This is a genomic window from Ensifer sp. ZNC0028 (genome assembly GCF_000799055.1).
Taxonomy (GTDB): Bacteria; Pseudomonadota; Alphaproteobacteria; order Rhizobiales; family Rhizobiaceae; genus Ensifer.
Window position 1 is genome coordinate 1 of record NZ_JTLA01000143.1, and the last position, 12,127, is coordinate 12,127.

Consider the following 12,127-nt stretch of genomic DNA (forward strand, 5'->3'; position numbering starts at 1 on the left):
AACCGGATGAAAGAAGACGGAAAATCATCTGGGAATGCGTGGATTGGTTTTCAAGATCTGCGACACCCGAAGTTGCGATCAGGATGGTGGTGGGCCCGGCAGGGCTCGAACCTGCAATCAGTCGCTCATTAGCCGATCACGTTGCTCCTCTTCCGCAATGGGCCTTTTAAGATCCGGACCCCTTCAGATGGCTCGCGTCACCACTTGTGCAGCGACGGAACCAGCAATGCCGCGAGCGCGACGGCCGCGCCAAAACGCGCAATCCTCATGCGACGCCCGCGAGCGTCATTTCAATCATAGCCCATCATGTCCCCCAGCCGCGTCATGCCGAGCCTGGATCGTGGTGCGTTGTTCCTAACAAAGCGGTAAATCCAGATGGTTTGAAAAGCCCATCCTATAGACCGCGCGCTCGTCCGGGATTAGCATCCTCTCTCGCGCGTTTAGGCCCGAGGGGACTGCCTCCATGGTTGAAAGCCTATCCACCATCGAACGGCACTTGGCGCAGGCCGAGCGGCATGTAGCCGACGGCACGCGCCACTTGGCTGATCAACGCGACATCGTCGAAGCACTGGAAAGAGAAGGCCAGGACTCCGGCCTGGCTCGCAAGTTGTTGGCGACGTTTGAAGCGGCTCTTGCCTTGCACGTTTCTGGGCGAGATCGTCTGTTGGCCGAGAGGCATTTCGCCATCAAAGCGGCAGATCTGGCTCTGGGTCTTAAGCATTAGCTGCCATGCCACGGCGCCCTCTTTGCCAAGAATCAAACAGCGCTCCAAATTTTATGCAAATGAAGAGAGCGCTGTCACATCTCTCACGTCTGACCCGGGATGTGCAGGCCCTCCTGAGAGGAGAGGCCGTGGAACAGTTCGGTGCGCTCTGTGTTCGCGGCGATCACCCCCGCGAATGCGAAGTCTTGCTAATCACCACCCGTGAAACCGGCCGCTGGACCATCCCGAAAGGGTGGCCGATCAAGGGGCTCGCAACCCACGAAGTTGCGGAACGCGAGGCCTGGGAAGAAGCGGGCGTTAAGGGTTGCGCCAAGAAGAAGGTCTTTGGCCACTACACCTACCTTAAGGCGCTGAGTGACGGCCAAAAGTTGCCCTCCGTGGTTGAAGCTCATCTCGTCAAAGTGAAGCGGACGAAAAAGCGCTTTCCGGAGCGGCGGCAGCGGAAGCTTGCCTGGACAAAGCCTGCAGAAGCGGCATCCATGGTTCTGGAACCGGAACTCAAGAGCCTGTTGAACCGCGTGGCCGACATCGCGCCTTAAACGCCGAAGCGTGAGTTCAACCCGCATTGTGAATGTGGATGAGAAACGAGACGATCTCGGCCTGTAGGTCGAGGCAGAGCGACCGGTACTCGGCGACCAGCGCCTCGCGGACGCTCCCTAAGCAAGTTGTCGAGGGTCTGCGCTGCCAACGCGTAGGACTCAAACAGCTCGTAGAGTGCAGGGTTCTTTGTTGAGCGCAACTGCAACAGGCCGAGATCATCTCGTTTCTCATCCAGCCGACAGCAACAAGATCACCGTGAGCGCGGGAGTCGTCGAGAACGTTTCGACGTTTGCACCAGGTCACGCGAGCAGGGACATCCCGGATCATGGCCGTCCTCATGCAACAAAAAAGGCCGGGCGAACCCGACCTCCTGGGTCAATAGCTAAATGCGAATCTTTAGGCAGCTATGAGATTGTCGGCTGCATTCTTGCCGGAACGAGCATCCCGGACGATGTCGAAGCTGACCTTCTGGCCTTCAACCAGCGAGCCCATGCCGGCCCGCTCGACAGCAGACGCGTGGACAAATACGTCCGCTCCACCGTTCTCGAGCTCGATAAAGCCGAAGCCCTTAATGCTGTTGAAGAATTTTACGGTTCCGGTGTTCATGACAATTCCTTTGCAAAATCGTGAGTGAGTTCCCCCGCCGACAAGATGACGACGAAGGCAGACAGATCGATATTGAGAGAAAAGGTCGGCTTAGACGCTAAGGCGAGAAAACAAAGCTCAACAGGCAAGATCGATGGCACGTGGCTAAAGGCACATTGTGTTCTCAACAAGTCGCAAGCCGCAGCTACTGTAGAAACAAAAAAGGCCGGGGCGAAACCGCACCGACCTTCCTCATCATCACCTTTTCACCAGTGCCAGTACATCCGTGGTCAAAGGCATCAGGTGATGGCGGCGTTCGCGAGCGGCAGAAGATTTCCAGCGCTCATCAGCGAAGCCGATGGATGTGATCTAAGGGACAACTGCGTTCAAAACAAGTCCATTTTTCAGATTTAAGTTTCTGCATTGCGCAGTGAGGAAAAAGAGCGCAAGGTCGATCCTTCGGTGGCCATTTAAAGGGCGCCGCCGCTCAGGCGATGCCTGGCCCCAATGAAAGGAGGACCTATGTCTTCCGCCTTACCCCCATACTCGTTGTCAGCCGATCTCCGGAAGATCAAGGAGTTCCTGGCTTGCTCTGGACTCATCACCTTAGAGAGTTCCCAGCCGTCCCCGAACCACATGAGATCAGCACGCGTCATCCGAAACTTTCGTGCGGGGGTTACCTACCCCTCGTTCGTAAAGAAGTAGGAGGCAGCGATGGCGTACTTAGCTCGACAACGCGTGGCCCTACTCCATTTCGCAATACAGGCTTCGCCTGCTCTGGCAATTGGATTTGTTGCCTACATGACGTTTAGGGGTCTCTTCTAAGTCGAGGCGGCCAAAGAACAGACAAGGGCGGCTTCGTCGGCCGCCCTGAATGAGATATCTCAATCCATCGAGTTTCGGCGGACGACAGGGCCGTGGTCGTCGCGCGGCCCCCACGCCCCATCGCCAAAGGGTTTCTCGACCTGAGTTCGATGGGATTTTTCCGCTGTGAGAAAGACTGGAGCGTGCAATAAAAAGAAAAAATAACTTGATGAAAAACCCGCCATTACAGGCCTAAGAAGAGATTTTTCATCGGTGCAGAGCAAATGAATTAATATTTTCATTGAGTTTCAAAAAGTATCGTCTATATATAATTCTATCGAATATTGCTTGTGACCTTTGACCCCGGCGCTTTTCGCGGCCAGATTTCCTCTCAAATATCGAGCAGCGTCGGAAAAAGATTTCCGGCGAATTCCACGATGGAAGGAAATCACCATGGCTTCGGGTACAACTTTTCAACAGCATCAAGGGCTCCGGCTTCATTCCGCCGGATGACGGCGAAACGGATGTACTCGTCCGCATCTCGGCGGTTGAGCGCCGGTCCGACTTTTTCGACGCACAAGCCGCGCATCCTGATCCTCTACGGCTCGCTCCGGGAGGTTTCCTACAGCCGGCTGTTAGCGCATGAAGCCAGACGACTTCTTGAACGCTTGGGATGCGAGGTTCGGATGTTCGATCCGAGGGGGCTGCCGCTTCCCGACGACGCTCCGGCCAGCCATCCGAAAGTGCAGGAGCTGCGCGAGTTGTCGCAATGGTCGGAAGGCCAGGTTTGGGTGAGCCCCGAGCGCCACGGTGCGATGACGGGCATCATGAAGGCCCAGGTCGACTGGATTCCCCTGTCGCTCGGATCGGTTCGGCCGACGCAAGGCAAGACGCTGGCGATCATGGAAGTCTCCGGTGGCAGCCAGTCCTTCAACGCTCTGAACCAGATGCGCGTCCTCGGCCGCTGGATGCGGATGATCACGATCCCCAATCAGTCGTCCGTCGCCAAGGCTTACCAGGAGTTCGACGCCGACGGCAGGATGAAGCCCTCTTCCTACTACGACCGTGTCGTGGATGTCTGCGAGGAGCTCGTGAAGTTCACCCTTCTGACGAGGGACGCCTCGGCCCATCTGACCGACCGTTACAGCGAGCGGAAGGAACACGCGACCGAACTGGGGAAGCGCGTGCACCTCAAGTCGATCTAAGGCGAAATGCTGTCAGCCGTGCCGCCAGAGGTTCGCGGCTGACAGCAACAAGATCAAAGCGTGGGAACGGCTGCGATCGGACTTCAGGCAACGCTGTCGCGACGAACCGACGAGGCGACAGCGACGAATGCCAGGATTCCGAGCGTACCCAGGACGGCGATGACGAAAAGCGAGACGGTGATCCCGAACTGGTTCATCGCGGCCGCGAACGCAAACGGGGCGGCCGCACCGGTCGCCAGCCTCACTGCTGCCATCTTGCCCGTGATCGCGCCGTAGCCGGCTGACCCGAAGAGATAGAGCGGCAAGCTCCCTTGGGCGATGCTGTTGATCCCCGACCCAAGGCCAAGGCAGATGGCGAAGGCCACCGCACCCGGCAGCCAGTCACCAGACACGCCGAGTATCACCGCCCCGGCGACCATCAGCGCCGCGGAGACAATCGCAAGCGCCGGCGGCGACAGGCTCTTCCCGAAAACCATGTTGATCAGACGGCTCATAACCTGTGCTGGACCGAACAGCGAGCCGATTACGACCGCCGCACTGCCAAGTCCGATCGCGCCGAGCATTGGCACCATGTGGGCAAGGATCGCGGCGAGAGTGAAGCCCGACAGCGAGAAGGCAAAGGACACCAACAACATCCCTCGGCGACGCGCTTGGGGCTCTAGAGCGCCAGCCACGACGTCGCGGGTTCTCGTCTCGCCCGTTTTGGATCCCACCCTTCCGGCACGCATGATCCAGTAGTGCAAGGGCATGCAGACGAGAAGGTTCAGGGCGGCGAACACCAGATAGATTTCCCGCCAGGTCAGATATCGGGTCAGTGTCGCGGCGATCGGCCAGAAGATGGTGGAGGCAAAGCCGCCGATGAGCGTGAGGTAGGTGATGCTGCGGGACGCAGTTCGAGGTTCGCTTTCGACCAGTGTGGCGAAGGCTGCCTGATATTGGACCATCCCGGAGGACACCTCCAACAATACGATCGCAAGGGCGAAGAGCGACACAGACGGCGACCATGCACACAGTACCAGTGTGAACGCCGCAAGGGTCGACCCCAGCGTCATCACCGTCGCCGCGCCGATCTTGTCCATGTGCCTGCCGATGAACGGGGCGGACAGGCCGCCTATCAACAGCGAGACCGAGAAGACGGCGAAGACCCGCTCCAGGCTGATGCCGAGGTCTTTGGCCATTCCGGGGGCGAGGATGCTGAAGGAGTAGTAGAGAGTGCCGTAGCCGATGATCTGCGTGACACCGAGAGCGGAGACGATGCCCGCCGGAACCTTGATCGTATGCAATGACGTGTTCCTTGACGGCCTATGCTTCGCTCGAACAGCAATTAGCGGATCGCTCGACGGACCCACGGATGCCGGGATGCCCCGCACAGCAGTCTTCCATCAGGAAAGTCACCAGGTCGGCCAACGTGTCGTAACTCGCGCTGTAGACGATCGAGCGCGACTCTCGACGCTGGGCGATGAGACCGGAGCGCTCAAGTTCCTTGAGGTGGAACGAGACGTTTGATGGAGAGACGCCCATGCGTTCGGCAATCGCGCCGGCGGCCAGACCTTCAGGGCCGGCGACGACCAGGGTTCTCACGATGGACAGTCGGGTTTCCTGAGAAAGCGCGGCGAAGGAGGAGAGGGCTTGACGATCGTCCATATTTCAATAATCCTTGAATCATTGAAATTGAGGATAGCCGCAAATGATCGCGATCGACAATAGCCAATCCGACAAAACCGATATCTCGCTCGGGGAGTTGCTCGGTAGAGCCGCCGAGACACCGGACCTGCCGTTGGTGTTCCTGTATGACGGGAGGCCCGTGAAGCCAGGCTATCACGTGACCGAGGTCAAGGCGGGTCAGTTCTCCGCGCTTGATTGCGGGGGGAACCCGGAAGCCTGGTCGGAAATCTTCGTGCAGCTGTGGGATATCGAGGAGGGCGATCGAACCCATATGACCGCGGGGAAGTTCTCGGCCATCGTCCGCAAGGTTTCCGAACACCTCCGTCTCGACGGTTCCGCCAAGCTGACCTTTGAAGTCAGCGATGGCGTCCGCCCGATACAGTTGTTCAGTGCCAACCATCCTGTTTCGAAAAACGGCGCCCTGGAGGTTGCGCTGACGCCGCGCCCCGCCAGTTGCAAGCCGCGAGACCGTTGGTTGATTGGGTCGGCGTCAGTGGAAAAACGGTGCTGCGGGCCTACTGCCACGGGGGCATGTTGCACTTGATGGCCTGAGGCTGCTTTCGAGCCGAAGGGCCCCGTACTTGACAAACGCGATCCACGGCCAGTTGCCCGAATGTTCATGGTATGTGCGTCCAAGATCGCATAATGTATCGTCGGGAATATGAGGTGCTGCGATCGGCCGACACCCGTCTTTCGCGATCAAAGCGACAGGACGTGGGGCTTCAATACGTCCACGGTTTCCGTCAGACCATTCGCTTCCATGTCCAGGAGCAAGACGGACGCGGTCTTCTCCGGCTTTCTGAAGCGCTCTCTCATGCGCCTAATCGCCGCGACCGCTCTGCCGGTATCCAACGCGATCGTATCCGCGATAAAGGCATCCGCCGACCGCGCTTCAAGGTTCAGGCGACCGAGGAACTCCTCGGGAAAATCTTTTAGGTTATCGGTCACAATTACAGCGGCCTGTGTCTTCAGAGCGGCCGCAACTACATGAGCGTCGTTTCGATCAGGGAGGCCATCGCAAGCCGGGAGAAATTGATCAAAATCAGCGACCATCGCCTCTTCGAAGGCGATCTCCATGCTCGCTCGTGCCCGCGACGCTCGTTCGGCGGCGTCGGACACGTTCTTGTCGGCCAGGATCTTTTCAACAGCCTTCTGCGTCTCATCAAGAATAAGTGCCGACCAGCGGAGGCGGAAAAATTCCGCTTCCGCCAGGGTCAGCAGCAAGTTTCGCTTTAGTGCACTTGCGAGTGTGCAGGCGTCGATGAGGGCGGTGAAGCGATTGGCGAACAAGCTTACAGATACTCCGCGTCTGACTCGGCAAGATCTGCAAGTGCTTTACTCCGTTTCTCGTCACGTGCCTTCTTGTACTTGAAGAGGTGGTCTGCCTGAATCCTCCGATGTCGACCAACGAGCGAGTATTCGATCTCTTCCCTGTCGAGCAGAGAAATCAGGAACGGGCGCGATACGTTGAGAATGTCGGCCGCTTGCTGTGTCGTCAGCATTTTGCTGACGGGAACGAGTGTGACCGCGTCGCCTTTCCCAATATGACGCAGAAGTTCCATTAGTAGACTGGACAGCGCGGGGGTAAGAATAATTTCCGTTGGCTGCTGCGTATCATCATCAAGCACGCGCAGTTTTGCGTCGCCTGTAGCATGAGCCGCCAGTACCTTCCGCAGGTGGTTTGCGGCAGCTTTTTCGGAAGCGGACGGCAAGCGTCCACCCAGCTCCTGGGCTGCTGCTGGAACTGTCATGTTATAGCCCTCCATTGAAACCTAGTTCTACTAGATATTCGCAATAGACGCAACAAACGAATTAAACGAAATGGCCGAACGAAAGGTCTCACGCGCGATGGCGACGTTTCGTGGGTTGGAATATTGAGATGTCTCTTATAGCGGGTCGGCAGTTCAAATCTGTTCAAGGCGGCCACCGCTCCCAGCGATCCCGAGTTTAGTGTCGGTGCAGTTGCTTGACCTTTGCCGACTTCACCATCTTTGGGACCTTCCGCGAAATCTCCTCAAGCGTCGCCATCCATCTGATAGGCCCTCGCAATCGCGCAAATGGGTAATACTCACTCGCCCGACACGTGAGCCCGTTTTTTTGTTCGACGCGGCACATCCGATAGCGCGGCTTGTGCCGCCACATTTTTCGTGAGGATCATACCGGCGCGGGCTTCATCGGGGCGGGCCTTGTCGGCTTCGTCGCCGCCGTCGCCGCCTTCGGCGTTCTCACGCTGTTGTTCGACTCGCTGCGCCCACCGATCCTGCGCCTGATCGTGGCGCTCGTCCACGGTGTCACCAAAGTGGCCGTGCCGTCCGAAATCTAGCGGCAAATCTTCTGCATCGTTGGCGGGGTGTTCGTCTTCGTCTCGGCGCTGATGCGGCTGGCGGGCGGCACCGGCCAGCCAGCGAAATGAGAGGCGCCGAACCGGCAGGCAAGGACAATTCTTGACTTTGTAAGAATTATTCCTTACCTTTGACTCGACTAATTAGGAGGCCCGCCGTGGGAGCGCTACTGAAAGAAGAAAGCACCATCACCGCCAAGGGACAGACGACCGTGCCGAAGTCCGTTCGGCAGGCGCTCGGCGTTGACTATGGCGGGCGCATTGCCTTCGTCGTCGATGAGCAGCACCGCGTCTATGTCCAGAAGGCCGAGGTTGAAGAGAACGCCGATCCCGTGATCGACAGCTTTCTCGAATTCCTCGCGCGGGACATGGCGAAGCACCCCGAGAAATCCGTCCTTCCGTTCCCGCAGTCCCTGCTTGACCGGGCCGTTGCCCTGACGGCGGGCATGACGGTCGATCTCGATGCCGAGATCGAGGGGGACGTTTCGATCTGATATGCTGACGATCAATGGCTGGACCGTCCTCGCACACCCCCTCTTTCTCGATCAGTGGGAAAAGCTGATCGAGGCCGTCGACGCGCTCAAGGCGAAGAGACCGGAGGACTATCAGAAAACCGCCGATGCCAAGCTGCTTGCGGCCTTGATCCAGCTCGTCACCGTCGCGGTGCCATCGGACCCGGCAGCGGCGATCTATCGCCAAGGCTCAACCCTTGGCGATGACCGCAAGCACTGGTTTCGCGCTAAGTTCGGCAATGGCCGCTTCCGGCTGTTCTTCCGCTATAGCAGCGCCAGCAAGGTCATGATCTTCGCCTGGGTGAACGACGAGAATACCTTGCGCACCTACGGCTCTAAAGCGGAAGCCTACAAGGTCTTCAAGGGAATGCTGGACGACGGAAATCCGCCCCATGATTGGGAGGCGCTGCACAAGCAGGCGACCGATTCCAAAGCCGTTGCCCGGCTGGAAAAAGCCTCTCCCTCGAAATCCTGACGAACAGTCCGGGCATGGGCGTCGCCCTTCGGGGCGGCGGCCATTTCGCGAACGCCCCGCAGCGACGAGGCTTCCGAGCCGCCGGCCTCAGTCGCCGTCACACCGACGCCAGCGAGGATCGGGCCGCTGCACTCGAATGCGGCGAGCTGACATATGGCTCAGCGCACAGGTTGTTCCTAGCGATCGCCAGAAGAAACGGCCCCATTGGGGCCAAATCTAACTCCTCATTGGGGCTTTAGCGCATGCTTTCAAGACGCAAACGTTCCTTCTCGATCTCTTCGGCCGTATAGGGATCGCGCATTTCGTCAAAGCTTGTCCAACCCTGTTCGGAGTAAGAGGCGCGGCGCTGGACGGGATCAACCCAACTGCCCCGGCGCAAAATGGCTTCGGCATCTGCGTAGAGCGCGTTATCGACGCGGGCGGTGACGACGGCGCCCCCGCGGCGCACGCCCTCAGCATAGACATGGGCATGTTCCTCCGGGACACCCGCTTCCGTCATCGCACCGATGATCCCGCCAGCGGCACCCCCGGCGACAGCCCCTGCGGCCGCACCTGCTGCGGTGGCCGCAAGCCATCCGGCAGCGACGACCGGTCCGACGCCAGGGATCGCCATGACGCCGAGGCCGGTCAGCAACCCGCCGACCCCGCCAACTGCAGCGCCGATACCGGCGCCCGTGCCTGCACCTTCAGCCGCATTGCTCTCGTCTGCGCTGCCATAGCGATCGCCAGCATTGTTGGAAACGATGCTGATATCATCCGACGGTACGCCGCGATCTTCCAGTGCTGTAACCGCTGCGCGTGCGTCGGCATGATCGTCGAAAAGTCCGGTAACCGTTTTCATCAAAGGTCTCCTTAAGGGATCAGTTGGCGACGATGTTGCCTTGGTAGTCGAGAGCGACTTGCACGGACTTGCCGTCCTTCATCGCTGTGGCGCGCCAAACGCCGGTCTCGTCAAGCTTAAGCCCAGTGATCTCGGTGTAACCGGCCTCGTTGATGCGGTCCTTGGCCTGTTCCTCGGTAAAGCTGTTGGAGCCGGCGACCGGTGCAGTGGGATTGGTCGTGTCGGGGGTCGCAACAGCCGGTTTGTCGCCATCCGCAGTGGCGGGAGGGGTTGCGGTCTGCGCCAGCGCGCCAAAGGTCGTTGCGCCGAGGAATACCCCGGCGAGCAGCAGAGTTTTCATGATGGTTCCTTGTTTTTAGCCAGTAGAGCTTTCCCTCAAACTCGGTAGTGCCCACTTTTGTTCCTGATATCATTGAGCATTTTTGGGACGAGGCATCCAAGCTGTGGTCATAGGCGTCGTGCATCTGAGATTGCGGTTAAGCGGGATCGAGCGTGGGACCTTCGTCAGGCCGCCGTTTGAAGTGGTTGGCCTCAGACGCAGGCCAGAGACACGGCTAGGTGCTTGGTCAAGCGTCAGCGGAAGTCAGCATCAGCGTTTCGCTGTTGCTCGAAAATGATCCGAGACGAGTTGGAGTGACAGCACGGTCTCATCGGACGGTGGCAGATGACCATAGCGTTGCGAGATAATCCGTGAATCGCCGGCCTTTCTGAAGGCGGAAGCGATCGTTTGTTTCCTGGATCCCGCCTATGCGATCCAATCGAAAGTTTCGAAAGTCGTCTCGCAACTCACACCAAGCCGTCAGCAGCCATACATCATCGAACAAGGTCAGTCCCAACGGATGGACGCGGCGGTTGCTTCCGCGGCCTTCAAGGTCGCAGTAGGACAATTCAACAATTCGCCGCTCACGGATAGTTCTGCGAACAACACTCCCCCATCTCGCGGCGTGATCGTCGGTCGCTCGCTGCCGCGATACGGCCAACAGTGGGAGGGTTTGGAATATCTCCTTACCTTCCGGCCCACTAGTGCTTGCGACCTTACCTGCAGCCCGCATTGCAGCGTCGTGCAGGTCTGCGCGATCGCGCGCCATCACAAGGCGCAGTCCAAGCGTGATCGCCTCCATCTCATCGGGATCAAAGTGTAGCGGGGGCAGGAAATAGCCGGTCTCAAGTTGATAACCGAGCCCGGATTCACCGCGAACAGGCGCTCCCATGGACTGAAGGCTCGCCATGTCGCGATAAATCGTGCGGGGAGAAACGCCGAGACGCTGCGCCAACGCTTCGGCGGAGACCGGATGCCGGCTGACCCGCAATTGATCCAGCAGAGCAAAGAGGCGAAGTGTCTTCATGGATCAACCTGTATCATACCCCTGACAGAAGGTGTCAGGGGGGTAGGGTTAGGAAACGGCGTTCATGAAATCGCAGGACGCGAAGGAGCGAAAGCCGATGACAACCCAACGTATTGAAATCGTCACCTACAAGATTAGCAATCCGGCCGTGGCCGACCAACAGCGTGATATCGCGCGCAATCGTGCTGCGGCCCTTCCGGGCTTTGGAGGCTGGCTGCCTCTGAGCGGCGAAAAAGATCAAGCTGAGCGCGCTGACCTGATCGCATGGGACAGTGCAGAAGCGGCCCAATCCGCGGGAAAGATTGTCGGATCGTCGCCCGATTTTGCGCAATTCCGCGAAACGATCAACGAGTTCGGGAAAGCGCAATATTATGCAGCTCCAGGCGATGGCATTGCTTTGATGACGTCTGGAGATGGTATCGAGTTCGGGCGATTCCGGCTGCGTGCGGGTGTCAGCGAAGATACGATGCGCACGGCGCACGCAGCGATGATTGCGAACCATCTATCCCTGCAGCCTGGTTGGTTGGGACAGAAGCTCGTCCGCTTGCAAGACGGAACATTTGTCGACGTTGCCTTCGCGGTGAGCGAAGAACGGTCGATAGCCATATGCAGCAGCTGGGCTGGCAATGCCAGTTGTGATGCGTTTCTGGGCCTGATTGAGCCGATCAGCATGGAGTTCGGATCGATTACCTGACCCATAGCATCCTAGCGCAACGTCGCTGCGCTATCGTAGTCTACCAGGCGGCGCTGTTCGAGGGTTCCCATCGACGTTAGTCCATACCCGACCCGCTGGTGCTTGGCGTCGCGCTGAACGACGCTCGACCCCATGCTGCGCGATCTGGACACGGCCATCGCCCCCAATGAGAACCGCGCGATCGATCCTCCGGCAACGTCCGCGTAACCACGGTCGAGCACGCAGCCAGAAACCGCTGCTTCCCGGCCGGACAGCCAGTCTGACGCGCTGGTGCCCGCACCACACCGCCGAATGCAAGTAGTCGGCCAAACCCTCTGTTAAATCTCTGCCGCTAGTCTGTTTCAAAAGAGGATACGGAAAGGCATTTCGATGAGAGGCGCGGCGCCGGTGATGTA

16 protein-coding genes are annotated in these 12,127 nt (G+C 58.7%); 7 read left to right on the top strand and 9 right to left on the bottom strand.

Translation table 11 applies throughout. The features are described 5' to 3' along the window. Positions 1-475: 475 nt before the first annotated feature. A complete protein-coding gene (locus L981_RS29365) occupies positions 476-760 on the bottom strand; it encodes a hypothetical protein (protein WP_043625021.1) in 285 nt (94 codons plus the stop codon). 92 nt (positions 761-852) lie between these two features. Between L981_RS29365 and L981_RS29370 the strand changes: the two genes are divergently transcribed. Next, on the top strand, positions 853-1,263 hold the full coding sequence (locus tag L981_RS29370) for an NUDIX hydrolase (protein ID WP_245281741.1): 411 nt from the start codon (positions 853-855) through the stop codon (positions 1,261-1,263). 397 nt (positions 1,264-1,660) lie between these two features. On the opposite strand, the gene L981_RS29375 is transcribed toward L981_RS29370, so the two are convergent. Next, positions 1,661-1,870 (bottom strand): cold-shock protein, encoded by a 210-nt coding sequence (locus tag L981_RS29375; protein WP_043625024.1) that lies wholly within the window; start codon positions 1,868-1,870, stop codon positions 1,661-1,663. A 1,292-nt stretch (positions 1,871-3,162) separates the two neighbouring features. Between L981_RS29375 and arsH the strand changes: the two genes are divergently transcribed. Then, positions 3,163-3,858 carry an arsenical resistance protein ArsH gene (gene arsH, locus L981_RS29385; protein WP_043625031.1) on the top strand — a complete coding sequence of 232 codons (696 nt, stop codon included), beginning with the start codon at positions 3,163-3,165 and terminating at the stop codon, positions 3,856-3,858. Between the two features lie 83 nt (positions 3,859-3,941). Here the strand turns inward: arsH and arsK are convergent, their stop codons facing one another. Both arsK and L981_RS29395 read right to left on the bottom strand, forming a co-directional pair. Then, a complete protein-coding gene (gene arsK, locus L981_RS29390) occupies positions 3,942-5,141 on the bottom strand; it encodes an arsenite efflux MFS transporter ArsK (RefSeq protein ID WP_156134275.1) in 1,200 nt (399 codons plus the stop codon). A 19-nt stretch (positions 5,142-5,160) separates the two neighbouring features. Further along, the gene (locus tag L981_RS29395) at positions 5,161-5,502 is read right to left on the bottom strand and encodes a helix-turn-helix transcriptional regulator (protein ID WP_043625034.1); all 342 of its coding nucleotides are present in this window, start codon (positions 5,500-5,502) and stop codon (positions 5,161-5,163) included. Between the two features lie 43 nt (positions 5,503-5,545). Between L981_RS29395 and L981_RS29400 the strand changes: the two genes are divergently transcribed. Then, entirely contained in the window at positions 5,546-6,067 is a 522-nt protein-coding gene (locus tag L981_RS29400) for a DUF6428 family protein (RefSeq protein WP_043625036.1), read from the top strand. A 155-nt stretch (positions 6,068-6,222) separates the two neighbouring features. Here the strand turns inward: L981_RS29400 and L981_RS29405 are convergent, their stop codons facing one another. Both L981_RS29405 and L981_RS29410 read right to left on the bottom strand, forming a co-directional pair. Then, complete coding sequence (locus L981_RS29405) at positions 6,223-6,813, bottom strand: PIN domain-containing protein (protein WP_043625039.1); 591 nt, start codon at positions 6,811-6,813, stop codon at positions 6,223-6,225. A 2-nt stretch (positions 6,814-6,815) separates the two neighbouring features. Beyond that, positions 6,816-7,274, bottom strand: a complete 459-nt coding sequence (locus tag L981_RS29410) for a helix-turn-helix domain-containing protein (protein ID WP_043625040.1) — start codon at positions 7,272-7,274, stop codon at positions 6,816-6,818. 377 nt (positions 7,275-7,651) lie between these two features. Between L981_RS29410 and L981_RS29415 the strand changes: the two genes are divergently transcribed. The 3 genes from L981_RS29415 (at position 7,652) to L981_RS29425 (ending at position 8,851) form a co-directional block, all read left to right on the top strand. Further along, positions 7,652-7,846, top strand: a complete 195-nt coding sequence (locus tag L981_RS29415) for a hypothetical protein (RefSeq protein WP_052202087.1) — start codon at positions 7,652-7,654, stop codon at positions 7,844-7,846. Between the two features lie 176 nt (positions 7,847-8,022). Beyond that, on the top strand, positions 8,023-8,358 hold the full coding sequence (locus L981_RS29420; RefSeq protein WP_043625042.1) for a type II toxin-antitoxin system PrlF family antitoxin: 336 nt from the start codon (positions 8,023-8,025) through the stop codon (positions 8,356-8,358). Position 8,359: 1 nt separating this feature from the next. Beyond that, complete coding sequence (locus tag L981_RS29425; protein WP_043625044.1) at positions 8,360-8,851, top strand: type II toxin-antitoxin system YhaV family toxin; 492 nt, start codon at positions 8,360-8,362, stop codon at positions 8,849-8,851. 235 nt (positions 8,852-9,086) lie between these two features. Here the strand turns inward: L981_RS29425 and L981_RS29430 are convergent, their stop codons facing one another. The 3 genes from L981_RS29430 to L981_RS29440 all read right to left on the bottom strand — a co-directional run bounded on the left by L981_RS29430 (position 9,087) and on the right by L981_RS29440 (position 11,038). Beyond that, complete coding sequence (locus L981_RS29430) at positions 9,087-9,692, bottom strand: general stress protein (RefSeq protein WP_043625046.1); 606 nt, start codon at positions 9,690-9,692, stop codon at positions 9,087-9,089. A 19-nt stretch (positions 9,693-9,711) separates the two neighbouring features. Beyond that, positions 9,712-10,032, bottom strand: coding sequence for a PepSY domain-containing protein (locus tag L981_RS29435; RefSeq protein ID WP_043625048.1), 321 nt, complete (start codon positions 10,030-10,032; stop codon positions 9,712-9,714). A 307-nt stretch (positions 10,033-10,339) separates the two neighbouring features. After that, positions 10,340-11,038 carry a YafY family protein gene (locus L981_RS29440; protein ID WP_043625051.1) on the bottom strand — a complete coding sequence of 233 codons (699 nt, stop codon included), beginning with the start codon at positions 11,036-11,038 and terminating at the stop codon, positions 10,340-10,342. Positions 11,039-11,102: 64 nt separating this feature from the next. Here L981_RS29440 and L981_RS29445 point away from each other — a divergent pair, with 64 nt between their 5' ends. Further along, entirely contained in the window at positions 11,103-11,732 is a 630-nt protein-coding gene (locus L981_RS29445; protein WP_197067209.1) for a hypothetical protein, read from the top strand. Positions 11,733-12,127 lie beyond the last annotated feature (395 nt).